Annotated in this window: 23 protein-coding genes; 8 read left to right on the top strand and 15 right to left on the bottom strand. The window is 64.3% G+C overall.

The window, feature by feature from the left end; all coding sequences use genetic code 11:
- Positions 1-23: 23 nt before the first annotated feature.
- Both IVB18_RS04235 and IVB18_RS04230 read right to left on the bottom strand, forming a co-directional pair.
- Positions 24-398 (bottom strand): CsbD family protein, encoded by a 375-nt coding sequence (locus tag IVB18_RS04235; RefSeq protein WP_247988083.1) that lies wholly within the window; start codon positions 396-398, stop codon positions 24-26.
- A 137-nt stretch (positions 399-535) separates the two neighbouring features.
- On the bottom strand, positions 536-1,273 hold the full coding sequence (locus IVB18_RS04230) for an SDR family oxidoreductase (protein ID WP_247988082.1): 738 nt from the start codon (positions 1,271-1,273) through the stop codon (positions 536-538).
- Positions 1,274-1,372: 99 nt separating this feature from the next.
- On the opposite strand from IVB18_RS04230, the gene IVB18_RS04225 reads away from it, so the two are divergent.
- Positions 1,373-2,152 carry an SDR family NAD(P)-dependent oxidoreductase gene (locus IVB18_RS04225; protein WP_247988081.1) on the top strand — a complete coding sequence of 260 codons (780 nt, stop codon included), beginning with the start codon at positions 1,373-1,375 and terminating at the stop codon, positions 2,150-2,152.
- 96 nt (positions 2,153-2,248) lie between these two features.
- Complete coding sequence (locus IVB18_RS04220) at positions 2,249-3,136, top strand: TauD/TfdA family dioxygenase (RefSeq protein WP_247988080.1); 888 nt, start codon at positions 2,249-2,251, stop codon at positions 3,134-3,136.
- A 155-nt stretch (positions 3,137-3,291) separates the two neighbouring features.
- On the opposite strand, the gene IVB18_RS04215 is transcribed toward IVB18_RS04220, so the two are convergent.
- Positions 3,292-3,936, bottom strand: coding sequence for a YqgE/AlgH family protein (locus IVB18_RS04215; protein WP_247988079.1), 645 nt, complete (start codon positions 3,934-3,936; stop codon positions 3,292-3,294).
- 142 nt (positions 3,937-4,078) lie between these two features.
- Between IVB18_RS04215 and IVB18_RS04210 the strand changes: the two genes are divergently transcribed.
- The 3 genes from IVB18_RS04210 to IVB18_RS04200 all read left to right on the top strand — a co-directional run bounded on the left by IVB18_RS04210 (position 4,079) and on the right by IVB18_RS04200 (position 7,508).
- Positions 4,079-4,918 carry a protein-disulfide reductase DsbD domain-containing protein gene (locus IVB18_RS04210; protein ID WP_247988078.1) on the top strand — a complete coding sequence of 280 codons (840 nt, stop codon included), beginning with the start codon at positions 4,079-4,081 and terminating at the stop codon, positions 4,916-4,918.
- Between the two features lie 212 nt (positions 4,919-5,130).
- Positions 5,131-6,498, top strand: a complete 1,368-nt coding sequence (locus IVB18_RS04205) for a flippase (protein ID WP_247991957.1) — start codon at positions 5,131-5,133, stop codon at positions 6,496-6,498.
- A gap of 185 nt (positions 6,499-6,683) precedes the next feature.
- Complete coding sequence (locus IVB18_RS04200) at positions 6,684-7,508, top strand: sulfite exporter TauE/SafE family protein (RefSeq protein WP_247988077.1); 825 nt, start codon at positions 6,684-6,686, stop codon at positions 7,506-7,508.
- Between the two features lie 251 nt (positions 7,509-7,759).
- Here IVB18_RS04200 and IVB18_RS04195 read toward each other — a convergent pair whose 3' ends face one another.
- The 12 genes from IVB18_RS04195 to cysG all read right to left on the bottom strand — a co-directional run bounded on the left by IVB18_RS04195 (position 7,760) and on the right by cysG (position 19,069).
- Entirely contained in the window at positions 7,760-8,548 is a 789-nt protein-coding gene (locus IVB18_RS04195; protein ID WP_247988076.1) for a 3-hydroxybutyrate dehydrogenase, read from the bottom strand.
- A gap of 4 nt (positions 8,549-8,552) precedes the next feature.
- Positions 8,553-9,728, bottom strand: a complete 1,176-nt coding sequence (locus tag IVB18_RS04190; RefSeq protein ID WP_247988075.1) for a patatin-like phospholipase family protein — start codon at positions 9,726-9,728, stop codon at positions 8,553-8,555.
- 78 nt (positions 9,729-9,806) lie between these two features.
- Entirely contained in the window at positions 9,807-10,310 is a 504-nt protein-coding gene (locus IVB18_RS04185; RefSeq protein WP_247988074.1) for a CAP domain-containing protein, read from the bottom strand.
- Between the two features lie 168 nt (positions 10,311-10,478).
- Positions 10,479-11,513 (bottom strand): sulfate ABC transporter ATP-binding protein, encoded by a 1,035-nt coding sequence (locus IVB18_RS04180; protein ID WP_247988073.1) that lies wholly within the window; start codon positions 11,511-11,513, stop codon positions 10,479-10,481.
- Positions 11,503-12,414, bottom strand: coding sequence for a sulfate ABC transporter permease subunit CysW (gene cysW / locus IVB18_RS04175; RefSeq protein ID WP_247988072.1), 912 nt, complete (start codon positions 12,412-12,414; stop codon positions 11,503-11,505). The genes IVB18_RS04180 and cysW overlap by 11 nt, the downstream gene beginning before the upstream one ends.
- An 11-nt stretch (positions 12,415-12,425) precedes the next feature.
- A complete protein-coding gene (gene cysT, locus IVB18_RS04170) occupies positions 12,426-13,262 on the bottom strand; it encodes a sulfate ABC transporter permease subunit CysT (RefSeq protein ID WP_256476702.1) in 837 nt (278 codons plus the stop codon).
- Positions 13,263-13,298: 36 nt separating this feature from the next.
- On the bottom strand, positions 13,299-14,300 hold the full coding sequence (locus IVB18_RS04165) for a sulfate ABC transporter substrate-binding protein (RefSeq protein ID WP_247988071.1): 1,002 nt from the start codon (positions 14,298-14,300) through the stop codon (positions 13,299-13,301).
- A 124-nt stretch (positions 14,301-14,424) separates the two neighbouring features.
- The gene (locus tag IVB18_RS04160) at positions 14,425-15,150 is read right to left on the bottom strand and encodes a phosphoadenylyl-sulfate reductase (RefSeq protein ID WP_247988070.1); all 726 of its coding nucleotides are present in this window, start codon (positions 15,148-15,150) and stop codon (positions 14,425-14,427) included.
- A complete protein-coding gene (locus IVB18_RS04155) occupies positions 15,147-15,662 on the bottom strand; it encodes a DUF934 domain-containing protein (RefSeq protein ID WP_247988069.1) in 516 nt (171 codons plus the stop codon). Before IVB18_RS04155 ends, IVB18_RS04160 begins: the two co-directional genes overlap by 4 nt.
- A complete protein-coding gene (locus IVB18_RS04150) occupies positions 15,649-17,304 on the bottom strand; it encodes a nitrite/sulfite reductase (RefSeq protein WP_247988068.1) in 1,656 nt (551 codons plus the stop codon). Before IVB18_RS04150 ends, IVB18_RS04155 begins: the two co-directional genes overlap by 14 nt.
- Before the next feature lie 11 nt (positions 17,305-17,315).
- Entirely contained in the window at positions 17,316-17,633 is a 318-nt protein-coding gene (locus tag IVB18_RS04145; RefSeq protein ID WP_247988067.1) for a DUF2849 domain-containing protein, read from the bottom strand.
- Positions 17,630-19,069 carry a siroheme synthase CysG gene (cysG, locus tag IVB18_RS04140; protein ID WP_247988066.1) on the bottom strand — a complete coding sequence of 480 codons (1,440 nt, stop codon included), beginning with the start codon at positions 19,067-19,069 and terminating at the stop codon, positions 17,630-17,632. Before cysG ends, IVB18_RS04145 begins: the two co-directional genes overlap by 4 nt.
- Before the next feature lie 235 nt (positions 19,070-19,304).
- Here cysG and cysD point away from each other — a divergent pair, with 235 nt between their 5' ends.
- The 3 genes from cysD (at position 19,305) to IVB18_RS04125 (ending at position 24,616) form a co-directional block, all read left to right on the top strand.
- Positions 19,305-20,099: a sulfate adenylyltransferase subunit CysD gene (gene cysD, locus IVB18_RS04135; protein ID WP_247988065.1), complete on the top strand. Its 795-nt coding sequence runs from the start codon at positions 19,305-19,307 to the stop codon at positions 20,097-20,099.
- Positions 20,100-20,116: 17 nt separating this feature from the next.
- Positions 20,117-22,033 (top strand): adenylyl-sulfate kinase, encoded by a 1,917-nt coding sequence (gene cysC, locus IVB18_RS04130; protein WP_247988064.1) that lies wholly within the window; start codon positions 20,117-20,119, stop codon positions 22,031-22,033.
- A 417-nt stretch (positions 22,034-22,450) separates the two neighbouring features.
- Complete coding sequence (locus IVB18_RS04125; RefSeq protein ID WP_247988063.1) at positions 22,451-24,616, top strand: malate synthase G; 2,166 nt, start codon at positions 22,451-22,453, stop codon at positions 24,614-24,616.
- Positions 24,617-24,773 lie beyond the last annotated feature (157 nt).

Below are 24,773 nucleotides of genomic sequence, written 5' to 3'. Positions count from 1 at the left end.
ACCCGGAATGACACGTTGGGCTGCTAACCGTAATAGCGCCAGCGCGGCGGCGGGCGGCGCGAAGGCCGCGACATCAGCAGGGCGAGCGCGAAGCCGATGCCGCCCGCAACGAGCAGCGCGCCGAGCGGGTTGTCCTGCACCTTCCGGGCGATCGCCTGCGTACCGTCGCGGAATGTATCTTCGCCCGCTTCGTAAGCATCCTTGGCGTAGCTCGCGGCAGTGTCAGTGGCATCGCGCGCGGCATCCTTGGCCTGGCCGTAGAGATTCTGCACCGTGCCTGCGGCTTCCCGCGCCTTGCCTGACGCCTGCGTCTTCGCATCGTCCGCGAGATCGCCGATAGCGCCTTCCGCGCGTCCGGCGAATTCCTTGGCTGATCCGACAATCCGATCGTTGTCCATGATGGTCCTCCTCAGGGATCAGCCCAAGTAACCGATCAGGCGCGGCGCAGTTCCCTTGGCATATTGGTTGAGCATGATCTTTTCGGAAAACCGCTGCACACTTTGCGCTGACGCAGCCCTTCGGTCCGGATCATGCTCTACAGAATGAGCCCGCCATCGACCACGAGGGTCTGGCCGACGATGTAGGACGACAGCGGAGACGCCAGGAACAGCGCCGCACCCGCCATGTCAGCCGGCGTGCCCAATCGCCGCAGCGGAATGCGCGACAGCGCGCCTTCGAGCCGCTTGGGATTGTCGGTCGTCACCTTCGTCATCTTGGTATCGACGAGGCCGGGCGCGATGCCGTTGACACGGATGCCGTCCTCGGCCCAGGCCTCGCCCAGCGTCCGCGTCAATCCGACCGCGCCGGTCTTCGACGCGTTGTAGGCGGGATTGCCCATGGTCGAATGATAGGCTGCGGTCGAGGACACCATGATCAGCGCGCCCTTCGCATCCCGCAGCATGGAATGAAAACGCGTCGCGCAGGCCATCAGGCTCATGAGGTTGATCTCGACCACCTTGCGAAAGCCCGCCATCTCGAATTCGCCGCGGCGGTAGAGCACCGCGCCTTGCGCGAGCACTAAGATATCGAGGCGGTCGAAGGACGGCGTGAATGCCTCGATCGCACCGGCATTGCTGACATCGAGCTGGGCATAGGAAAGACCGGTGAGGTCAGAACCTTCCTCCGGCGAATAGTCCTCGGCGTGAGCACGCGTGCCGCAAACTGCGACATGCGCGCCCTTGGCGTGAAAGGCTTGCGCAATGCCGTTGCCGATGCCGCTCGAACCGCCGACGACCAGCACCTGCTTGCCTGAGAAATCGAGTTCGTTCGCCATCGCGGCCTCCCGTTTTGTTTTGCTTGTTTGACCTGTCTGCGGATCGATGCCAGCCTTGTCAATCTCACAACAAGAAAAAAAAAGCCCTGAGGAAACTGCATGTCCGAGTTCAAACAGCTCAGCCGATCCGTGAAGGGCCTGACCGTTCTCGTCACCGGCGCGGCCAGCGGCATGGGCCGCGCGACCGCCTGTGTGTTCGCGGCCGAAGGTGCGAACGTCGCCGTCACCGACTATGACGAGCAAGGTGCGCAAGCGGTCGCGAACGAGATCGTCGCAAGCAACGGTTCGGCAAAAGCCTGGAAGCTCGACGTCGCCGACGGCGGCGAGATCAAGCGTGTGGTCGGCGATGTCGCGGCGCATTTCGGCGGGCTCGACATCATCGTCAACAATGCCGGGATCTCCGTGCGCGTTGCGATTGACGATGACGCCTACGAGGACGCCTGGGCCAAGGGCATCGCCGTGATGCTGACGGCGCATCCGCGCATCATCCGTGCCGCGCTGCCTCATCTGCGCAAGTCGAAGAGCCCGCGCATCGTCAACATCGCCTCGACCGAGGCGCTCGGCGCCACCGCGCTGCATAGCCCCTATTCGGCGGCGAAGGGCGGCGTGGCTAGCTTCACCCGCTCGCTCGCGGTGGAGCTCGGCCGCGAGGGCATCACCGTCAACTGCATTTGCCCGGGCCCGATCCGCACCGGGATCACCGACCGCATCTCCGAAGAGCACAAGACCATCTACGCCAAGCGCCGCACCGCACTGGGCCGCTACGGCGATCCCGAAGAGGTTGCGCATATGACGCTCAGCCTGTGCCTGCCCGCGGCCTCGTTCCTCACCGGCGCGGTGATCCCGGTCGATGGCGGCCTGATGGCCCGCAACGCGTAAGAGCCATGCGCGCCCAGCGTTGACATCGGCGAGTGCGGGCGTAGCCTTTTCGTCAACAGAGCGGACCAATCGCTCGCGGTTCGCGGGAGAAATGCCATGACGGTCGCCATCCGGCAGCTTCACAAACATTTTGTCGGCGAGGTTTCCGGCCTCGACCTGCGAAAGCCTCTCACCGAGGGCGAGGCGCGCGAGATCGAGGCCGCCATGGACAAATATGCGGTGCTGGTGTTCCACGACCAGGACATCACCGACGACCAGCAGATGGCCTTCGCGCTCAATTTCGGCCAGCGCGAGGACGCGCGCGGCGGCACCGTCACCAAGGAGAAGGACTACCGGCTCGCCTCAGGGCTCAACGACGTCTCCAATCTCGGCAAGGACGGCAAGCCGCTGGCGAAGGACAGCCGCGCGCATCTGTTCAATCTCGGCAACTGCCTTTGGCACTCCGACAGCTCGTTCCGCCCCATCCCGGCAAAATTCTCGCTGCTGTCGGCGCGCGTGGTGAACCCGAAGGGCGGCAACACCGAATTCGCCGACATGCGCGCGGCCTATGACGCGCTCGACGACGAGACCAAGACGGAGCTCGAGGATCTCGTCTGCGAGCACTCATTGATGTATTCGCGCGGCTCGCTCGGCTTCACCGAATATACCGATGACGAGAAGGAGATGTTCAAGCCGGTGCTGCAACGTCTGGTCCGCACCCATCCCGTCCATCGCCGCAAGTCGCTCTATCTCTCATCGCATGCCGGCAGGATCGTCAGCATGAGCGTGCCGGAGGGACGGCTGCTGCTGCGCGATCTCAACGAGCACGCGACAAATGCAGAGTTCGTCTACGTCCACAAATGGAAGCTGCATGATCTCGTGATGTGGGACAACCGCCAGACCATGCACCGCGTCCGCCGCTACGACCAGTCCCAGCCCCGCGACATGCGCCGCGCCACGGTGGCGGGGACGGAGCCAACAGTGCAGCAGCAGGCGGCGGAGTAGGCTTCATCCTCCGCTGTCGTCCCGGACAAGCGCAGCGCAGATCCGGGACCCATAACCACAGGATCATGTTTGGCGAAGACTGGCGGTTACCAGCCTGCCTCAAACCACTCCCTGGGGTAATGGGTCCTGGCCTTCGCCAGGACGACGGCCAAGCGCTACGCGTGCCCTGCCTCGTTCGAGAGCATGCCGGGATCGATGCCGATCTTGCGCAGGGCGCGCGAATATTTGTCGTCGACGTCGTCGCCGAAGATCAAATCCACGTCCGCATCGCAATGCAGCCAGCCATTGCTCTGGATCTCGGTCTCCAGCTGGCCCGGCGCCCAGCCGGCATAGCCCAGCGCAAGGATGGCGTGCTTCGGCCCGGAGCCCTTGGCAATCGCCCGCAAGATGTCGACGGTCGCGGTCAGGCAGACGCCGTCGTCGATCCTGAGCGTCGCGTTCTCGATGTAGAAATCGCTGGAATGCAGCACGAAGCCGCGCCCGGTATCGACCGGGCCGCCGCGCAGCACCTTCATGCTTTCGGCGTTTTCCGGCAGCTTGATGTGCTCGCCCTTATTGATGATGCCGAGCTGCATGAGGAGCTCGGGAAAGTCGATGCTGCCGGCCGGATGATTGACGATGATACCCATCGCGCCTTCCGCCGAATGGGCGCAGAGATAGATCACCGAGCGTTCGAAGCGGGAATCACCCATCACGGGCATCGCGATCAGGAGCCGGCCGTCGAGATATCCGGCCGAGCTGGGTGGCGCCGGGCCCGCGCTCCGGGTGCTGTCGCCAGTCGTCTTGCCTGCGGAAGCCATCGCTGAAGCACTCCGGTTTCAATTCCTATCCTGATGTCGGGCCTGGCCGCTGTCAAATCAAGGCTTGCGGCGACCCGATTCCAGTGCATCCATCACAAGCAATTCAATGGTTTGCCCTCGGGGGACCCTGTAAAGACGTACCATGCTCACCAGAGTTCCAATGCGTGCGGCGATTGGCGTCGCGACAACCCTGCTTGCGTCGTCGCTGGCGATGGCGGCCCGTGCCGGCGACTCTTCGCCCTGGCAGCGCGACGGACATTCCGCAGTGCAGCTGCTGGCCGGTTCGCGGAGCGGCGCGGTCCTGCTCGGCGGCATCGCCTTCGAGCTGCAGCAGGGATGGAAGACCTACTGGCGGACGCCCGGCGATTCCGGCGTTCCACCGCGGTTCGACTTCTCGAAGTCGGACAATGTCGAGGCAGTGACGGTATTGTGGCCGGCGCCGCTGAAATTCGACGACGGCGCGGGCGGCCATTCGATCGGCTATCACAACAAGATCGTGCTGCCCCTGCGCATCGTCGCCAAGGCGGCCGACAAGCCGGTGACACTGCGCGCCGAGATCAACTACGCGGTGTGTGAAAAACTCTGCATTCCCGTCGAGGCCAGCGCCGAGCTCGGCTTCAACAGCGTCGCCTCGACCGAGGACGCCAATTTGTTTGCGGCACTCGACACCGTGCCCAAGCCCGCCAATGTCGGCGATCCCAATCCGCTGACCATCCGCGACGTCAAGCGCGACGGCGCCAAAAAGGTGATCGTCGACGTGGTCGCGCCGGATAGCCGCAACGTCAATTTGTTCGTGGAAGGGCCGACACTCGATTGGTCGCTGCCGATCCCCGCGCCGGTCGAGCACAGCCCGCCCGGCGTCAAGCGTTTCTCCTTCGAGCTCGACGGACTGCCGCCGGGCGCCAAGCCCGACGGCGCGGCGCTGAAGTTCACGCTGGTCGGGCCGGAGAAGTCGTACGAGTTCAATACGAATTTGGAGTGACCGGTCGTCGTCGTCCCGGCGAAAGTAGACGACGGCGAGTAGGTTGCATTGGTGTCGCCTACTCTCAGCTGTCGTCCCGGACAAGTGCGCCACAGGCGCGCGCAGATCCGGGACGACAGCGCGATTGGGGCAAACACCCAACCGAATCTTAACGAATGGTTGCTAATCCCGAACGCTGCCGCTGCATGCGGGACGCCCTGGGGTTTTTCGACGTGGCCGTGATGGATTCAGAACCCGCAACGACCGTACCGGCCGGGCTGATCGCGCGGCTGCGCGGCAAGTTGACGGGCGGGTCGAGCGAAGCGTCGCTGACGCGGCGGCTGGCCGGCACCATCTTCATCATCCGCGTGATCAGTGCAGGCCTTGCCTATTTCTCGCAGGTTCTGCTCGCACGCTGGATGGGCACGTCCGACTACGGCATTTATGTCTATGTCTGGACCTGGGTGCTGCTGCTCGGCAGCATGATGGATTTCGGCATCTCGGCTTCCGCGCAGAAGATCATCCCGGAGTACCGCGCCAGCGGCGAGCATGCGCTGCTGCGGGGCTTTCTCTCCGGCAGCCGCTGGCTGACCTTTGCAGTTTCCACGCTGGTGTCGCTCGCCCTCGCCGGCATCGTCAAGCTGCTGTCGCCGTGGATCGATCCGGCCGAGGAGCTGCCGCTCTATATCGGCTGCATGACGCTGCCCGCCTTCGTCGTCGCCAACACCCAGGACGGCATCGCCCGCTCGCACGACTGGATGCAGCTCGGACTGATGCCGCAATTCATCATCCGCCAGGCGCTGATTATCGGCATTACGGCCTGCGCCTTCCTGCTCGGCTACCATCTCGGCGCTGTCGCTGCGATGGTGGCGAGCGCTGGCGCAGTCTGGATCGCGATGACAGGCCAGATGGTGGTGCTGAACCGCAAGCTCGCCGACCACATCGAGCCCGGCCCCAAGGCTTATGACGTCAGCGGCTGGCTCGCCGTCTCGCTACCGATCCTGTTGGTCGAGAGTTTTTACCTGCTGCTCTCCTACACCGACGTGCTGGTGCTTCAGCAATTTCGCCCGTCCGACGAGGTCGGCGTCTACTTCGCAGTGGTCAAGACGCTGGCGCTGGTCTCGTTCATACACTACGCGATGTCGGCGACGACGGCGCACCGCTTTGCCGAATACAACGCGCTCGGCGACAAGGCGCGCCTGTCCGCCTATGTGGCGCACGCCATCAACTGGACGTTCTGGCCGTCGCTGGCCGCGACCATGGTGCTGCTTGCGCTCGGCAAGCCGCTGCTCTGGCTGTTCGGGCCGCAATTCGTGGTCGGCTACGACATCATGTTCGTCGCCGCCATCGGGCTCGTGGTGCGCGCCGCGATCGGCCCGGTCGAACGCCTGCTCAACATGCTGGGCCAGCAGAAGATCTGCGCGCTGGCCTATGCACTGGCCTTCCTGATGAACCTCGTGCTCTGCATCGCGCTGGTGCCGCGCTTCGGCGGCCACGGCGCCGCGGCCGCGACCTCGATCTCGCTCAGCTTCGAGACGGTGCTGCTGTTCTGGATCGTGCGACAGCGGCTGGGATTGCACGTGCTGGCGTTTGGCAAATAGGCCGTGCGGCCGGCCTGCGGGGAACAGCGATCTCGCGGACGGCTCGCGAAAGCAGAAAATCGGCTATCTAGGCCCACTTCTACAGCATGATTTTTCTTATTTGGTTCAAACGGTTGCGCCGCAGGGAAATTTTATTCTACGTCGTATTGTCTGACTGACAAGATGAACCTAAGATTTCCGCTGACATGATTGATCCGCTCTACGTCGCCTCGGGATTCGGCGTCGGCCTGCTTGTGGGCATGACCGGCGTGGGTGGCGGGTCACTGATGACGCCGCTCCTGATCCTGCTGTTCGGCGTCCATCCATCGACGGCCGTCGGGACTGACTTGCTCTATGCCGCCGCGACCAAGACCGGTGGCAGCATGGTCCATGGCTGGTCGCGTAGCGTGCACTGGCCAGCGGTACTGCGGCTTGCCTGCGGCAGCATTCCGGCAAGCGCTCTGACGCTGCTCGTGCTCTGGAAGCTCGATCTCCAGAGCGATGCCGAGCGCAGCCTGATCAATCTGGTGTTGTGCTTTGCGCTGATACTGACCGCGACCTCGCTGATCTTCCGCAAGGCGATCATGGAGCGCTACCGCAGCAAACTGGAGCGCGTGGACGACCGTACAACCGCGATTGCGACCGTGGCCACAGGCGCCGTGCTCGGTGTGCTGGTGTCAATTTCGTCCGTCGGTGCCGGCGCGGTCGGCGTGACCGTGCTGCTGCTGCTCTACCCGCGCCTGCCGATGGCGACCATCGTGGGCTCCGACATCGCGCACGCGGTGCCGCTGACGCTGCTCGCAGGGACCGGACATTGGGCGCTTGGCGACGTGGATTGGGCTCTGATGGGCGTGCTGCTGCTGGGCTCGCTGCCAGGCATCATCGTCGGCAGCTACAGCGCCACGCGCGTTCCCGAAACGGTGCTGCGCCTGACGCTCGCCAGCGTCCTCTTCGTGGTCGCCGGCAAGATCATGTTCACGGAATTGAACCTGTCATCCGCCATCGTGACGGCTCTGGCCTGGAGCCATTGAACGAAAGCCCGCACCTTCTCTCAGTCATCGCCCGGCTTGCCGCCTTCGCTAAAGCTTCGGCGGCCGAGCACCCTTGTGGCCCGGCGTAGCCTTGGCAGCGCCGGGACCGGGCGATCCAGTACTCCGAGGCGGCTGTGTTTGAATCGATGGGCCGCGGCATACTGGATGCCCCGCCGGAGCCAGTCATCGGGCTCGCCGAAGGCGAGACCCGGTGGCGGGGCATGACAAAGAGCCAGTTGAAATAACGTCGACTACTCCGCGGTCCAGCCGCCGTCGATCGACAGGTTGGTGCCGGTGATCTGCGCGGCATCGTCGCTGCACAGGAACAGCGCCAGCGCGGCGACCTGCTCGGAGGTGACGAACTCCTTGGTCGGCTGCGCGTCGAGCAGCACGTCGTTGATGACCTGCTCACGCGTGAGGCTGCGCGCCTTCATCGTATCGGGGATCTGCTTCTCCACCAGCGGCGTCCAGACATAGCCCGGGCTGATGCAGTTGCAGGTGATCTTGTTGGTGGCCACTTCCAGCGCCACGGTCTTGGTCAGACCGGCGATGCCGTGCTTGGCCGAGACGTAGGCCGACTTGAAGGGCGAGGCGACCAGCGAGTGCGCCGACGCCGTGTTGATGATGCGGCCCCAGCCCCTCTTCTTCATACCGGGGACCGCGGCGCGGATGGCATGGAAGGCCGAGGACAGGTTGATCGCGATGATCTGGTCCCACTTTTCCAGCGGAAATTCCTCGATCGGCGAGACGAACTGGATGCCGGCGTTATTGACGAGAACATCGACCGAGCCGAAGGTCTTCTCGCCAAGCGCGATCATCCCGGCGATTTCCGCAGGCTTGGTCATGTCGGCGGGCGAGTAGATCGCCTTCACCTTGAAGTCGGACTCGATTTTCGCGCGTTCCTTCTCGATGTCTTCAGGAGAGCCGAAGCCGTTGATGACGACGTTGGCGCCGGCGCCGGCGAAGGCGCGCGCATAGGCGAGCCCGATGCCGCTGGTCGAACCGGTCACGACGGCGTTCTTGCCTGACAGACTACCCATATTATCAGCTCCTTTTTGGCGGGGGCGCGGTGACGTCCCCCGTGAGATCGTAGGTCACCATGGTCTCGCCGGACTGCGGCCGCTCGAGCCAGTCCTTGTGGCGCATCGACAGGTGGACGTCGTGCACCCCGGCTTCCCAATGCTCGACCATGCCGACATGCGAGAAATCGTAATCCTTGGACGAGGATTCGTAGTTCTTGCTGCGATAGATCAGGTGCACCACGGTCACGGTGCTTTCGCGCGATGCCTTGGCGAGGTATTCGACGGACGGATCGTTCTTCAGATAATCCGGCAATTTACCGATCAGGTCGCGCACGGCCCTGCGGGCATTGTGCAACTGCTTGTTCTTGTCGGTGTTCATCCGCGTGCGGCTGGAAAAACGGATGTCCTTCTCGCGCTCGGCGGCCTCGAGCAGCGATGTCGGTAAATCGCCGCGCGCGCTGAACAGATCGACCTGGAAGATCAACAGGTCGCGGTCGAGCTCCGCATCCAGCACGTAGTCGAGCGGCGTGTTGGAGGCGATGCCGCCGTCCCAATAATGCTCGCCGTCGATGACGACGGACGGAAAGCCGGGCGGCAGCGCGCCGGAGGCCATGATGTGCTCGGGGCCGATCTTCTTGCCGAGCTTCTTGAACTCGAAATTGTCGAAATATTTGAAGTTGCCCGAGGTGACGCCGACGGCGCCGACGGACAGGCGTGTCTTCAGATCGTTGATGCGGTCGAAATCAACCAGCCGCTCCAGCGTCTTCTTCAGCGGCGCGGTGTCGTAATAGCTTTCCGCTTCCGGATGGCCGGGCGGCCAGAGCGGCGCGGGCGGAATGCGCGGCGTGAAGAAGCCGGGCACGCCGAAGGTCGCAATCAGCGCGGCGCTGGTTGAATTGAACAGCTCGCGGCTGTGTTCGCTCTTGCCGATCGGCTTCCAGGGCACCGGCGCCGAGACCATCTCCCAGAATTCTTTGAGCCGCTTGACGCGGGTGTGGCCCTCATTGCCGGCGATGATGGCGGCGTTGACCGCGCCGATCGAGATGCCGGCGACCCATTCGGGCTCGAAGCCATAGCCGCACAGGGCCTGATAGCCGCCGGCCTGATAGGAGCCGAGCGCGCCGCCGCCCTGCAACACCAGGACACGTTGCGCATTCGCGGGGACGCTGGCGGATTCCGGACTGGTGTGATCGGTCATGCGGGAACAATAGCAGATGGCGAGCAACCGTGGCGACAGTTCGCCGCGGCGTCAATGCATCCCGGGATCAAGTCTGGCTTATCGAGGGTCCGTCGACGCCAGGATCATGGTCCAGAACACCTTGTACTTGGTGCCTGGAGCATAGCCCGCCGCTATGCCCAATTTTGTGACACCGCTCTTGAGCATGTTGGCCCGGTGCGGGGGCGAGTCGCGCCAGCCGGAAAACGCTTCCGCCAGCGTATGATAGCCGGCCGAGACGTTCTCGACCGCCACGCTCGCCGGATAGCCGCCGGCACTGAGCCGCTTGGCCAAGGGCGCGCGGACGTCATGGTCCATCTTGTTGGCGGCTGCCATGGCCTGGGACTGGGATTCCGCGAGCAACATCAACTCGGGATCGATGACGACGGTGCCGAGGCTGTTGTTCTGGCGGTATTGCGAGATCATCACCGCGGCGGCCTGCGCATCAAGCTTCGAGCCCGGGACCGCCATGTCGGCATACATGGACGGCTGCTGGACCGGCGCTTCGTTGCCGGCACAGCCGGCAAGCAGCAAAGTGATGAGTATCGCGGCCGCAGCGCGCATGAATCGGAGCCCCCAAATGAGGGGCCGTTGTTGCATACCAACCGTGGCTGAAAGGTGAATTTTGCGGAAAATCGACGCAAGTCGTTCCGGGGCAGTGCGCAGCACTGAACCCGGAATCTCGAGATTCCGGGTCTGGTCCTTTGGACCATCCCGGAATGACAGCCTCCCCTAGCCCGCAAATATCCGGTAGCGCCGCGGCTGGAGCCCGACCGTGTCGCCGGCGCGCAGTTCCTTGTTGCGGGGGGCGTCGATCTCAATGGTTTCGCCGCCGGACAACGCGACCTCGGCCCGCTGCACCGGCCCGAAATTCCGGACGTGCTGCACGGAGCCCTCGAAGGCGCCGCTGCCGGGCGGGCCGACCAGCATGTCATGTCGCCGCACGAATAGTTTTGACGCGCCAGGCGTAAGCCCATCTACCGCAAGAGCGAGCGGCCGGTCACCGAGCCGGACCGCGCCGTCGGCAACATGGACCGGAAGCTCGATGGATTCGCCGATGAAGCCGTGGACGAAGGCCGTCGCCGGGCTTTCATAGACGTCCTCGGGCGAGCCGATCTGCTCGATCTTGCCCTTGTCCATCACCACGACACGGTTGGCGACTTCCAGCGCCTCCTCCTGGTCATGGGTGACGAAGATCGAGGTGACGTTGATCTCGTGATGCAGTGAGCGCAGCCATTTACGCAGCTCTTTTCGCACCTTGGCATCGAGCGCGCCGAACGGCTCGTCGAGCAGCAGGATGCGCGGCTCGATCGCGAGCGCACGGGCCAGCGCGATGCGCTGGCGCTGACCGCCGGAGAGCTGGCTTGGATAGCGGTCGGCGAGCCAGTCGAGCTGCACGAGATCGAGCAACTCCTTGACCCGCGCGCGGATCGCCGCCTCTTCCTTCCGGACCGCGCGCGGCTGCACGCGGAGGCCGAAGGCGACGTTCTCGAACACCGTCATATGACGGAACAACGCGTAGTGCTGGAACACGAAGCCGACATGACGCTCGCGCGCGCCTTGCGCCAGCGCATCCTCGCCATTGAAGGCGACCTCACCGGAATCGGGCCAGTCGAGCCCCGCGATGATCCGCAGCAGCGTGGTCTTGCCCGAGCCGGACGGCCCGAGCAGCGCCAGCAGTTCGCCGTTGTCGACCTTGAGGTCGACGCCGTCGAGGGCTGCAAAGCTGCCGAATTTCTTGACAAGATTCCTGACTTCAATGGTCACGGGCGTCGTGTCCTTCGTCGAGATGACGTTCGAGAACGGTCTTTGCGATCAGCGTGATCAGCGCCAGCGTCGCGAGCAGCGAGGCGATCGCGAATGCGGCGACGAACTGGTATTCGTTGTAGAGGATCTCGACCAGCAGCGGCATGGTGTTGGTCTCGCCGCGGATGTGGCCGGAGACGACGGAGACCGCGCCGAACTCGCCCATGGCGCGCGCGTTGCAGAGCAGCACGCCGTAGAGCACGCCCCATTTGATGTTGGGCAGCGTGACGCGGAAGAAGGTCTGAAGTCCGGAGGCGCCGAGCGAGATCGCGGCCTCCTCTTCCTGCGTCCCCTGCTCCTGCATCAGGGGAATCAGCGCGCGCGCGACGAAGGGAAAGGTCACGAAGGTGGTTGCCAGCGCAATGCCGGGCACCGCGAACAGGATCTGGATGTCGTGATCGCGCAGCCAGCCGCCAAAGTAACCCTGCGCGCCGAACAGCAACACGAAGACGAGGCCCGAGATCACCGGGCTCACCGAGAACGGCAGGTCGATCAGCGTGATCAGGAAGGTCTTGCCCTTGAACTCGAACTTGGCGATAGCCCAGGCCGCGACCAGGCCGAACACGAGATTGAGGCCGACCGAGATCGCCGCCACCAGCAGCGTCAGCTTGATCGCGGACAACGCCTCCGGCTCGGCGAGCGCCGCGAGATAGGCAAGGACGCCCTTCGAGAAGGCTTGCGCGAACACGACCACCAACGGCAGCACGACAAAGACGCTGAGGAACAGCACCGCCAGCGCGATGATGGTGATACGCACCGCCCTCGGCTCGGTGCGAAGGTTGTCGCGCGCGGCCGCCGCATGCGCGCGCGCCTTCGCATCCGGCGACGAGAGCGAAACGGAATCTGCGATCTGCATCGTCATCGCATCCGACCTCAACGCGCCGGGATCCGGCTCTGCGCCCAGCGCTGGAGCCGATTGACCGCGAAGATGATCACGAACGACACGACGAGCATGACGACCGCGATCGCGGTCGCGTCGGCATAGCGGAATTCGGAGAGCCGGATCACGATCAGGAGTGGCGCGATCTCGGAAACGTTCGGCAAATTACCGGCGATAAAGATCACCGAACCGTATTCACCGACCGCGCGGGCGAAGGCGAGCGCGAGTCCCGTGAGCAGCGCCGGCGCGAGCGAAGGCAGGATCACGCGAATGATGGTCTGCCAGCGGCTGGCGCCGAGACTGCCAGCGGCTTCTTCAATCTCGGGATCGAGGTCTTGCAGCACGGGCTGCACCGTGCGCACAACGAAGGGGATGCCGATAAAGATCATGGCGACGAAGATGCCGAGCGGCGTGAACGCCACCTTGATGCCGAGCGCCGCCAGCGGCGCGCCGAGCCAGCCCTTCTCGGCGAACAGCGCGGTCAGCGCGACGCCGGCAACGGCGGTCGGCAGCGCAAAAGGTACGTCGACAATGGCATCGAACATGCGGCGGCCGGGGAAGCGGTAGCGCACCAGAGCCCAGACGATGATGCTGCCCATCACCAAATTGACGCAGGCCGCCGCGAAGGCGAGGCCGAAGGAGACCCTGAGCGCGTTCAAGGTGCGGCGACTGGAGAGGATGGCCCAGAACTGTTCGGGGCTCAGCTCAAACGATTTCAGGAACAGGCCGGCGAGCGGAATCAGGATGATGACGGACAGCCAGGAAAGCGTCAGTCCCATCGTGAGACCGAAGCCCGGCAATGTCCGGCGTCGTGCTGCGATTGCGCTCACCACGCCCCCTGCTAAAGCCCCTCCGACAGCGCCCGATCAGTTCTTGTAGATCTGATCAAAGACGCCGCCGTCGGCAAAATGTTCCTTCTGCGCCTTTGTCCAGCCCCCGAACAATTCGTCGATCGTGAACAGCTCGACCTTGGCGAAGGAGTTTGCATATTTCTTGGCGATCTCGGGATCGCGCGGACGGTAGAAATTGCGCGCGGCGATCTCCTGACCTTCCTTGGTATACCAATATTGAAGGTAGGCATCGGCGGCGTTGCGGGTGCCCTTTTTATCGGCAACCTTGTCGACGATCGTCACCGGCGGCTCGGCCAAAATCGATTGCGGCGGCGCCACGATCTCGAATTTCTCCGGTCCGAACTCCTTCAGGGCGAGGAACGCCTCATTCTCCCAGGCGAGCAGGACGTCGCCGACGCCGCGCTCGACGAAGGTCACGGTCGCACCGCGCGCACCGGTGTCGAGCACCGGCACCTGCTGATAGAGTTTTGCGATGAAGTCCTTGGCCTTGTCGGCCGAGCCGAGCTTCTTCTGGGCATAGCCCCAGGCGGCCAGATAGTTCCAGCGCGCACCGCCCGAGGTCTTCGGGTTCGGCGTGATCACCGCGACGCCGGGCTTGAGCAGGTCGTCCCAATCCTTGATGCCCTTGGGATTGCCCTTGCGCACCAGGAACACGATGGTCGAGGTATAGGGCGATGAATTCTGCGGCAGCCGCTTCTGCCAGTCGGCCGTGGTGAGGCCCTTCGCGGCGATGGCATCGATGTCATAGGCAAGCGCGAGCGTCACCACATCGGCCTGCAATCCGTCGATCACCGCACGCGCCTGCGAGCCACTGCCGCCATGCGACTGCTTGATCTCGACGCTCTTGCCGGTCTCCTTCTGATAGGCGCTCGCGAACGCCTTGTTGAACTCGGCATAGAGTTCGCGGGTCGGATCGTACGACACGTTCAGAAGATTGATATCAGCAGCGAAAACCGAGCTTGCCCAGAAGCCCGCCCAGAGCAGGCCTGCCGCGAGCGGGACGATACGGCGCATCATGTCCATCTCCATTCACCTCGACGACATCGGCGTCATCGATGGCATGCGGGCATAACTCGGGTCGAAACGCTCCTAAGTCAACGGAACCGGATTTTCTTGTTCGCGGCGCGACAGCCTGACTGTGCTACGAAGTCTTCATCGTGTGAATGCCGCATTCTGTCTTGGCCCGGCCGCGCCACCGACCGGCGCGCTCATCCTCGCCTTCGGCCGTTCTGCTCGTGCAAGGCATACACCCAACCGACAGGAAACCAGACTCCGTCAGTGGATGACGCGGCAATTTGGCGCGGACGAAAATCGCCTCGATCTCCTCGCGCGAGACATTGGCGAAGGGATTGAATTTCAATCGCACGCCGTCGTCCTCGACGACCGGAATGTCGGCGCGCGCGTTACCCTGGAAGCGTTTACGGCCGTTGATCCAGGCCGCGAACGGCTTGAGCGCGCGCGCCAGCGGCTCCACTTTACGGATGCGACAGCAGGCGTCGGGATCGGAGAACCACAGATCGCGGTCGGGATCTTCGCGCGACAGCGTCTGCTCGGCCGGCTTGATTGAGCGGACGTCCTTCAACCCCAGCGTCGCGATCAGCGTGTCGCGATAGGCCAGCGTCTCCTCGAACAGCCAGCCGGTGTCGAGGAACACCACGGGGATCGCCGGATCGACATCCGCCATGACCTTGAGCAGCGTCGCCGATTCCGTGCCGAAGGACGACACCAGTGCAAGCTTGTCGCGGCCGACCGCCTTCAGGGCCGCAGCGATGACTTCCGCGGGCGAGGCATCGCGCAACGCGTGGTCGAGCTCCTCCGCCGAGGGCAGCTCAGAGACCGATGAAACCTGAGGTGCGATTGCGTTCACGTGCCGACACCTTCGGAGTGACGCAACTGCATGCGCCGGTGCAGCGCCGTGATGCGGCCGTCGCCGGTCGGCTGGTAGAACACCGAATAGCGCTTCGCGGTCTGCATGAACGCTTCCGCATCGGCCTGCTTCTTGACCTCGAAGGAATCGAAGCCGGCGCGCAGCATGAACACGAACTGGTCACGCAGCACCTGGCCGGTGGCACGCAAATCGCCGCGATAATTGTAGCGCTCGCGCAGCAGCCGCGCCTGACTATAGGCGCGCCCATCGCGGAAGGTCGGGAACACCAGCGCGACGGCGGCGAGTTTTCCGAGATACGGCGCCAGCTCGCCGATGTCGCGATTGTTCGGCCAGATCACGCCGACCTTGCCGCCGCGCGCGAGCAACGCTTCCGCATCGCTCAGGAAGCGCTCGGCCGGCACCAGGATGTCGCCGCCCTCGGGCAGCGGCGTATCGACGGCGAGCTTGACGAAGCTGTCGTCGACGATCTTTCCGCCATTAACGAGTGGCATAGACGCGCTCCTTGAAGGGCTCGACGCCGAGGCGCTTCACCGTGTCCATGAAAAGCTCTTCGGGCCGTTCGCGCAATGCCAGATAGGATTCCACGATGTCCTCGACGACGTCGGCAACCTCGTCGAACTTCACGCCGGGGCCGATCAGATTGCCGAGCGCAGCATTCTCGTCGGCGCGGCCGCCGATGGTGATCTGATAGACCTCCTCGCCGTTCTTCTCGACACCGAGAATGCCGATATGGCCGACATGGTGATGGCCGCAGGCATTGATGCAGCCGGAGATGTTGATGTGCAACCGGCCGATCAAATTGGCGAGCTCGTGATTGGCGAAGCGCCGCGTCAATTCCTGAGCGATCGGAATCGAGCGCGCATTTGCCAGCGAGCAGTAGTCGAGCCCCGGGCAGGCGATGATGTCCGTGATCAGATTGACGTTCGGCGTCGCAAGGCCGAGCTTGTCGAGCGCCTTCCACAGCGCCGGCAGGTCGCGCTTGGCAACATGCGGCAACGCCAAATTCTGCTCGTGGCCGACGCGGATCTCGCCGAAGGAGTATTTGTCGGCGAGATCGGCCAGCGCGTCCATCTGCTCGGCCGTGGCGTCGCCTGGAGGCGCACCGATCGGCTTCAGCGAGATCGTGACGATGGAATAACCCTGGTTCTTGTGCGGGGCCACCGAGTTCTTGCGCCACGCTTCGAAGTCGGCATCGGCCGCGGCCTGACGCAGCTCGTCCGGCATGTGCGGCAGCTTCTCGTAAGCCGGATAGGTGAAACGCGAGCGAATGTCCTCGATCACCTCGTCGTCGATCTGAAGCGAGGAGTTTTGGATATGCTGCCACTCATCCTCGACCTCGCGGGAGAATTTCTCGATGCCGAGCTCGTGCACCAGGATCTTGATGCGCGCCTTGTAGATGTTGTCGCGGCGGCCGTACTGGTTGTAGACGCGTAAGATAGCCTCGATATAGCTGAGGATGTCGCGGCCATGGACGAAATGCTTGATGGTCTTGGCGATGAACGGAGTACGGCCGAGGCCGCCGCCGACCAGCACCTCGAAGCCGGTTTCGGCCTTCTCGTTCTTGATCAGCCTGAGGCCAATGTCGTGGATCTTGATCGCGGCGCGATCGTGATCCGACGCGGTGATCGCGATCTTGAACTTGCGCGGCAGGAAGGAGAATTCCGGATGCAGCGTGGTGTGCTGGCGGATCAGCTCCGACCAGATGCGCGGGTCCTCGATCTCGCCGGGCGCGACGCCGGCCCACTGGTCCGAGGTGACGTTGCGCATGTTGTTGCCGGAGGTCTGCATTGCGTGGATGCCGACCTCGGCGAGATCGGCCAGCGCATCCGGCAGTTCGGCAAGCTTGATCCAGTTGAACTGGATGTTCTGCCGCGTGGTGAAATGGCCGTAGCCCCGATCGTATTTGCGCGCGACATGGGCAAGCTGCCGCAACTGGTTCGACGCCAGCGTGCCGTAGGGGATCGCGACACGGAACATGTAGGCGTGCAGCTGCAGATAGACGCCGTTCTGCAGGCGCAGGATCTTGAACTCGTCCTCGGTGAGCTCGCCGGAGAGGCGCCGCTTCACCTGGTCGCGGAACTCCGAGACGCGCTCGTTGACGAGCGTGCGGTCGATTTCGTCGTAAGCATACATGAGAGAGTGCCTTAAACCTGGACCGGCGACCCGATTGTCACGCCGGTGCGGCGGATCTGTTCGCGCAGATTGCCGGGTTCGATTCTGCCGTCCTCGCCGATCTGCACCGGCGCGATATAGGGGCCGATCGCACCGACGTCATCGGCCACGGACTCGGCAAGCAACGCTTTCGCCTCATCGGAGTTGCGCACGATCGCGGCTTCCGACAGGTCCGCGGACCAGCCCTTGGCGGCGGTCCGATAGACCACGATGCCGTCCCAGGTGCGGTTGGCGGTCACGACCGAGGGGCCGGCGATTTTGATCTTCTTCTGTTCAAGCGGGGAGGTCATTCGGCTGCATCCAGGAGGTCAGAGATAATTTGCTTTGGAGTTTTCTCGGCGGTTTCGCGGCGAAGGGAACCGGCATGCCGGACCACATCGCCGATGATGAGGATGGCAGGACCACCATTGGTCCGCCGCACGAGCTCGGGCAGGTCGCGAAGCATGCCGATGGCGCCTTGCGCATCGGGACGCGTGACGCGGGCGAACACGCCGACCGGCGTTTCCGGCGAGCGGCCGGCGGCAAACAGGCCGGCGCGCACGGCAGGCGCCGCCGTCATGCCCATGTAGACGACGACGGTCATTTTGGTGTCGGTCAGCGTCGACCAGTCGACCGTCTCGGCATCGCGCGCCTTGTGCGCGGTGAGGAAGGTGATGCGGGTCGCTTCGTGACGGTAAGTGAGCGGCACCTCGAAATCGGCGGCGCCGCCGAGCCCAGCGGTGATGCCGGGAATAATCGAGTAGGCGACGCCCGCCGCGCGCAAGGCTTCAATCTCTTCGCCGCCGCGGCCGAACACGAAGGGATCGCCGCCCTTCAGCCGCACCACGCGCTGGCCGGCTCGTGCCGCCTCGATCATCCGCCGGTTGATGGCGTCCTGGCCGATGCCGGGCTTGCCGACGCGGCGGCCGACCGGAACGCGCGTGGTGTCACGGCGGATGCGGTCGAGAATTTCCGGCGAAACCAACTCGTCATGAAAGACGATATCGGCATCCTGCAACGCGCGTAGCGCCTTGATGGTGAGAAGATCTGGATCGCCGGGGCCGGCACCGACCAGCGCGACGGAGCCTTCCGGCTTGCCGGCACGCGCGAAGGCGGACGGATCGGATATCTGCTTAAGCGCGGCTTCCGCCTCGCTCTTGCGGCCGGCGAGCACGGAGGCGCCGATCGAACCGTCGATGACGCGCTCCCAGAAGCGGCGGCGCAACGGAAACTCGGTGATGCGCTCGTTGATGGATTTGCGGAAGCCGCCGATGAACTCGGCGAGCTCGCCGATGCGCGACGGCAGCAGCGCCTCGATCTTCTCACGCACGCGCCGTGCCACCACCGGCGACGTTCCGCCCGTGCCGACCGCGACCACGACGTCGCCACGATCGACAATCGCCGGGAAAATGAAGCTGGAGTGTTCGAGATCGTCCATGACGTTGACGGGCAGGCCCAGCGCCTTTGCGCGAACCGACATCGCAACACCGATATCGCCCGCGCCCGCGCAGACGATGGCGATGACGCCGGCAAGATCGGCGGTCAGCGGATCGCTATCGGCGAATTCGACACGGGCAGCATCATCAGTGCCGAGTCCGCCAAGCTCCTGATCTCGGTCGATCGCATGCACGCGAATGCGCGCCCCGGCGGCGGCGAGCACGCGCAGCTTGGCGCGCAAAAGCTCGCCCGCGCCGATGAGGACCACCGGACCGGCCGTGAGATCGAGGAACACCGGCAGGAACCGCATGCGATACTCGCTTCCCCCACATACGGGGTTGACTGGAATTATTTTCTATATATGTGTCGTTTCGAGCGCGCAAAGAGAAAATTTTTCTTCTCTTCCGCGCTGCAACTATAGAATTTTCGCCTCCAAACGCAAAGTGGCAGAGATGCATATTCTTAGGACCGATTCCGGCGCAAATGGACGGAGCTTTGCGGCTCCCGTTTCCCAGCAAATTCCGGTCGAGCCAACCGCCCCCAGCATGGATCATCTCGACCAGCTCGAGGCGCAGAGCATCTACATCTTCCGCGAGGCCTTTGCCCGCCTGAAGAAGATCGCCCTGCTGTGGTCGCTCGGCAAGGACTCCAACGTCATGATCTGGTTGGCGCGCAAGGCGTTCTTCGGCCGATTGCCGTTCCCCGCCCTCCATGTCGACACCGGCAAGAAGTTTCCGGAGATGTATCGTTTCCGCGACCACTACGGGAAGGAATGGGAGCTCGACCTGCGCGTCGAACCCTGCCCGCCGATCGATGCCGTGGACCCAACGCTTCCCCCGGCCGCCCGTTCCGCCGCGCGCAAGACCGAAGGTCTGAAGATGGCGCTCGCCAAATTCGGCTTTGACGGCCTGATCGCCGGCATCCGCCGCGACGAAGAGGCGACGCGCGCCAAGGAGCGCGTGTTTTCGCCACGCGGACTCGAAGGCAATTGGGACGTGCGCGACCAGCCGCCGGAGTTTTGGGACCATTTCAACGCGTCGCCGCCGCAGGGCGCCCATTTGCGCATCCACCCGATCCTGCATTGGACCGAGGCCGATATCTGGGCCTACACCAAGCGCGAGAACATCCCGATCATCCCGCTTTATCTATCTCAAAACGGCAAGCGCTACCGCTCGCTGGGCGATCAGGACATCACCAACCCGGTGAATTCGACCGCGTCGAACATCGACGAGATCCTGATCGAGCTCGAACAGACCAAGGTGCCGGAGCGTGCGGGCCGCGCGCTCGACCACGAGACCGAGGACGCCTTCGAGCGCCTGCGCGTCGCCGGCTATCTCTGATCTAGGATGCACGCGGTATGAACATGATCGTCACCACGGCTTCGCCCGCCACCCCGAACGGCACGACGCGACCGCAAGTCCGCATCGTCATCGTCGGCCATGTCGACCACGGCAAGTCGACGCTGGTCGGCCGCCTTTTGCACGAGACCGGCAGCCTGCCCGACGGCAAGCTCGAAATGCTCAAGGCCGTCAGTGCGCGGCGCGGCATGGCCTTCGAATGGTCGTTCCTGCTCGATGCGCTCCAGACCGAGCGCGACCAGGGCATCACCATCGACACCACGCAGATCCGCTTCCGCACCAATTCGCGCGACATCGTGCTGATCGACGCGCCCGGCCACGCCGAATTCCTGCGCAACATGATCACTGGCGCTTCGCAGGCCGACGGCGCGGTGCTGATCATCGATGCGCTCGAAGGCGTGCGCGACCAGACCCGGCGGCACGGCTATCTCCTGCATCTGCTCGGCGTGAAGCAGGTCGCCATCGTCGTCAACAAGATGGACCGCGTCGACTTCTCCGCTGAACGTTTCAAGGCGATCAGCGACGAGATTTCCGCACATCTGCAAAGCCTCGGCGTGAAGCCGACGGCAGTGATCCCGATTTCCGCCCGCGACGGCGACGGGGTCGCCGAGCGAACCGATCGCATCGGCTGGTACAAGGGTCCGACCGTGGTCGAGGCACTCGACCGGCTCGAGCCGGCGCGTCCGCTGGAAGCGCTGGCGCTGCGGCTGCCGGTGCAGGCGATCTACAAGTTCGACGACCGCCGCATCGTCGCCGGCCGCATCGAGTCCGGCAGCCTCAACGCAGGCGACGAGATCGTGATCATGCCCGCCGGCAAGATCGCGAAGATCAAGACGGTCGAGAGCTGGCCGGTGACCCCGGTCGCCGGGCGTCAGGGCGCCGGCCGCTCGGTCGGCATCACGCTCGACCGCGAATTGTTCGTCGAGCGCGGCGACATCATCGCGCATACCGCGGCCGCCCCGCGCGAGACGCGGCGGCTGCGCGCGCGGATCTTCTGGCTGCACGACAAGCCGCTTGCCAAGGGCGACCAGCTCCTGGTGCGCTGCGGCCCGAAGGAGAGCCGCGCCACCGTTGTCGCCATCGAAAAGGCCGTCGATCCCGGCGAGCTCTCGAGCGTCGAGAACAAGGCGATCGGGCGCAACCATGTCGGCGAGATCGACATTTCTCTTTCGAACCCGATTGCCACCGATCCCTACACCGAGAATCCGCGCACCGGGCGCCTCGTGATTGAAGTCTCCGGGCGTATCGCCGGCGGCGGTCTGGTGCTGTCGGTCGATGCCGGCCAGCGCGCCGTGCCGGTCGACATCGTGCCGGTGGAATCCGCGCTGCGGCCCGACGAGCGGTCCGCGCGCTACCGCCACAACGGTGCGGTGGTCTGGCTCACCGGCCTCCCGGCCTCCGGCAAGTCGACGCTGGCGAAAGCGCTGGAACGGCGGTTGTTCACCAATGGCGGCTCTCCGATCCTGCTCGACGGCGACACGGTGCGGGCCGGGCTCAACAGCGATCTCGGTTTCTCCATTGCTGATCGCAGCGAAAACATTCGCCGCCTCGCCGAAGTCGCGACGCATCTCGCCCGCAACGGCCATATCGCGATCGTCGCAGCCGTGTCGCCCGCCCGCGAGGACCGCGCCGCAGCGCGTCGCATCGCCGACACCGCATTCCGCGAGATCCATGTCGCGACGCCCGCGGACGTCTGCGAAGAGCGCGACCCCAAGGGCCACTACAAGAAGGCCCGCGCCGGCGCACTTGCCTCCTTCACCGGCATCGGCAACGACTACGAGACGCCGCAAGGCGCCGAACTCGTGATCGATACGTCGACGCGTTCGGTCGCAGATGCAGCTGACGAGATCGAGCAGATGCTGAAGACAACCGGCGTGCTGTTCGACGAGGTCGTGGATCTGGCCGCGAATATTTGAGGGGCGCGCTCTTCCGAGAGAGACCGCGCTACATCCCCACGCTCGACTGCGTTCCCTCCCCCCTTGCGGGGGAGGGTTAGGGAGGGGGGTGCCACACGGGGACTCTCTCGATTGAACAACGCGCGCCTCGTATCGTTGAATACGGACGCACCTATTCCTGGGCCACCCCCCTCCCCTGCCCTCCCCCGCAAGGGGGGAGGGAGCGCAGCGCGCATGCTGCGCGATCGAGCCTCCTCGCGCGGAAACTCAGCGCGTCTGCCGCCACCCCGCCTTGACATTTTGACAGACCCCGGGGGCCTTCTCACGGCCCCGATTTTCGGGCTAATAGAGCCCCGAAAGCCGTCCTTTATGGGCGCATTATGCTGCTGCCGAGTCAAAAGCAGCCAAAAACAGCCATTTCCAACGAGAAAGCCCATCATGAAACGCGTCGACGCCCATGGATTGAAGATCGCTCCCGTCCTGTTCGATTTCATCGCCAAGGAAGCGGCCCCGAACACGGGGATCGCGCCGGACGCGTTCTGGGCCGGACTTGCCGCCATCATCAAGGAGCTGGGGCCGAAGAACCGTGCGCTGCTGGCGGTCCGCGACACGCTGCAAGCCAAGATCGACGACTGGCACCGCGCCAACAAGGGCAAGCCGTTCGACATCAACGCCTATACTGCCTTCCTGAAGGAGATCGGCTATCTCCTGCCGGAGCCGGCGACGCAGAAGGTCGAGACCGCCAATGTCGACGAGGAGATCGGCAAGATCTGCGGGCCGCAGCTCGTCGTCCCCCTCACCAATGCGCGCTACGCGCTGAACGCGGCGAATGCGCGCTGGGGCTCGCTCTATGATGCCTTCTATGGCACCGATGCGGTCCCGCACGATGCGGGCGATACCGGCAAGGGCTACAACAAGGCGCGCGGCGACAAGGTGATCGCCAAGGCCAAGGCATTCCTCGATGCCGCCGTTCCGCTCGCGACCGGCAGCCACACCGACGTCACCGCCTATAGCGTGGTCGCCGGCCAGCTCGCGGTGAAGCTGAAGAGCGGCAACGCCACCGCGCTGAAGAACGCCGCGCAATTCGCGGGCTTCCAGGGCGATGCGGCCGCACCGACCGCGGTGCTGCTCGCCAACAACGGCCTGCATGTCGAGGTCAAGATCGACCGCAGCAACACCATCGGCAAGGACGATCCGGCCGGCGTCGCCGACATGATCATGGAGTCTGCGGTCTCCACCATCCTCGACATGGAGGACTCGGTTGCCGCCGTCGACGCCGAAGACAAGGTGCTGGTCTATCGCAACACGCTCGGCCTGATGAACGGCACGCTGTCGGCCGATTTCGACAAGGGCGGCAAGACGCTGACCCGCTCGCTCAATGCCGACCGCAGCTACAAGACGCCGGACGGCAAAAGCGAGGTGAAGCTGCACGGCCGCAGCCTGCTGCTGATGCGCAATGTCGGCCATCACATGTTCACCGACGCTGTGCTGGACGAGAACGGCGAGGAGATTCCGGAAGGCCTGCTCGATGCCGCCGTTTCGGGCCTGCTTGCGATCCATGACCTCAAGGGCAACTCCAAGGTCAAGAACAGCCGCACCGGCTCGGCCTATATCGTCAAGCCGAAGATGCACGGCCCGGACGAGGTGTCGTTGACCTGCGAGATCTTCGACCGCGTCGAGAAGATGCTGGGGCTTCCCGAGAACACGATGAAGGTCGGCATCATGGACGAGGAGCGGCGCACCACCGTCAACCTCAAGGCCTGTATCCAGCGCGCCTCCAAGCGCATCATGTTCATCAACACCGGCTTCCTCGACCGCACCGGCGACGAGATCCACACCTCGATGGAAGCGGGTCCAATGATCCGCAAGAACGAGATGAAGGCGCAGGCCTGGATCAAGGCCTATGAGGACTGGAACGTCGACATGGGATTGATCGACGGCCTGCCCGGTCACGCCCAGATCGGCAAGGGCATGTGGGCCGCCCCCGACAAGATGGCGGACATGCTGCAACAGAAGCTCGCCCATCCGCAGGCTGGCGCCACCACCGCCTGGGTGCCGTCGCCGACCGCGGCGACGCTGCACGCGCTGCACTACCACCAGGTCAACGTCATCGCGCGCCAGCAGGAGCTCACCAAGGGCGGGCCGCGCGCGAAGCTCTCGGACATCCTCACCATTCCGGTGTCGAAGTCGAACTGGGCGCCCGACGACGTCAAGCAGGAGATCGACAACAACTGCCAGGGCATTCTGGGCTACGTCGTGCGCTGGATCGACCAGGGCGTCGGCTGCTCCAAGGTGCCTGATATCCACGATGTCGGTTTGATGGAAGACCGCGCGACCTTGCGCATCTCCAGCCAGCATCTCGCCAACTGGCTGCACCAGGGCGTCATCACCGAGGCGCAGGTGATGGAATCCCTCAAGCGCATGGCCGTCGTCGTCGACAAGCAGAACGCCGGCGATGCGCTCTATCAGCCGATGGCGCCCTCCTTCGACGGTGTCGCGTTCAAGGCGGCCAGCGACCTCGTCTTCAAGGGGCGCGAGCAGCCCAACGGCTACACCGAATACATCCTCACCGCGCGCCGCCGCGAGGCCAAGGCGGCGGGCTGAGCGCAGTCATTCGGATCCCAAAAGCCCCGGCGCAAGCCGGGGCTTTTTGTTGGGCATCCCAGTAGCCCGGATGGAGCGAAGCGCAATCCGGGACCGACGCAGCTTGGGGCAAGGCCCCGGATTTCGCTTCGCTCCATCCGGGCTACGCGAACCCCCG

Source organism: Bradyrhizobium sp. 186, assembly GCF_023101685.1.
Taxonomy (GTDB): domain Bacteria; phylum Pseudomonadota; class Alphaproteobacteria; order Rhizobiales; family Xanthobacteraceae; genus Bradyrhizobium.
This window is presented reverse-complemented; position numbering and strand designations above follow the sequence as displayed.

Coding starts and splice junctions, on each gene's coding strand:
- cysC (WP_247988064.1), top strand. CDS start 20,117: ATGAACATGATCGTCACCACGGCTTCGCCCGCCACCCCGAACGGCACG.
- IVB18_RS04230 (WP_247988082.1), bottom strand. CDS start 1,273: ATGGCGAACGAACTCGATTTCTCAGGCAAGCAGGTGCTGGTCGTCGGC.
- IVB18_RS04150 (WP_247988068.1), bottom strand. CDS start 17,304: ATGTATGCTTACGACGAAATCGACCGCACGCTCGTCAACGAGCGCGTC.
- IVB18_RS04215 (WP_247988079.1), bottom strand. CDS start 3,936: ATGGCTTCCGCAGGCAAGACGACTGGCGACAGCACCCGGAGCGCGGGC.
- IVB18_RS04185 (WP_247988074.1), bottom strand. CDS start 10,310: ATGCGCGCTGCGGCCGCGATACTCATCACTTTGCTGCTTGCCGGCTGT.
- cysD (WP_247988065.1), top strand. CDS start 19,305: ATGGATCATCTCGACCAGCTCGAGGCGCAGAGCATCTACATCTTCCGC.
- IVB18_RS04165 (WP_247988071.1), bottom strand. CDS start 14,300: ATGATGCGCCGTATCGTCCCGCTCGCGGCAGGCCTGCTCTGGGCGGGC.
- IVB18_RS04220 (WP_247988080.1), top strand. CDS start 2,249: ATGACGGTCGCCATCCGGCAGCTTCACAAACATTTTGTCGGCGAGGTT.
- IVB18_RS04225 (WP_247988081.1), top strand. CDS start 1,373: ATGTCCGAGTTCAAACAGCTCAGCCGATCCGTGAAGGGCCTGACCGTT.
- IVB18_RS04195 (WP_247988076.1), bottom strand. CDS start 8,548: ATGGGTAGTCTGTCAGGCAAGAACGCCGTCGTGACCGGTTCGACCAGC.
- cysW (WP_247988072.1), bottom strand. CDS start 12,414: ATGACGATGCAGATCGCAGATTCCGTTTCGCTCTCGTCGCCGGATGCG.
- IVB18_RS04235 (WP_247988083.1), bottom strand. CDS start 398: ATGGACAACGATCGGATTGTCGGATCAGCCAAGGAATTCGCCGGACGC.
- IVB18_RS04190 (WP_247988075.1), bottom strand. CDS start 9,728: ATGACCGATCACACCAGTCCGGAATCCGCCAGCGTCCCCGCGAATGCG.
- IVB18_RS04125 (WP_247988063.1), top strand. CDS start 22,451: ATGAAACGCGTCGACGCCCATGGATTGAAGATCGCTCCCGTCCTGTTC.
- IVB18_RS04210 (WP_247988078.1), top strand. CDS start 4,079: ATGCTCACCAGAGTTCCAATGCGTGCGGCGATTGGCGTCGCGACAACC.
- IVB18_RS04155 (WP_247988069.1), bottom strand. CDS start 15,662: ATGCCACTCGTTAATGGCGGAAAGATCGTCGACGACAGCTTCGTCAAG.
- IVB18_RS04145 (WP_247988067.1), bottom strand. CDS start 17,633: ATGACCTCCCCGCTTGAACAGAAGAAGATCAAAATCGCCGGCCCCTCG.
- IVB18_RS04200 (WP_247988077.1), top strand. CDS start 6,684: ATGATTGATCCGCTCTACGTCGCCTCGGGATTCGGCGTCGGCCTGCTT.
- cysG (WP_247988066.1), bottom strand. CDS start 19,069: ATGCGGTTCCTGCCGGTGTTCCTCGATCTCACGGCCGGTCCGGTGGTC.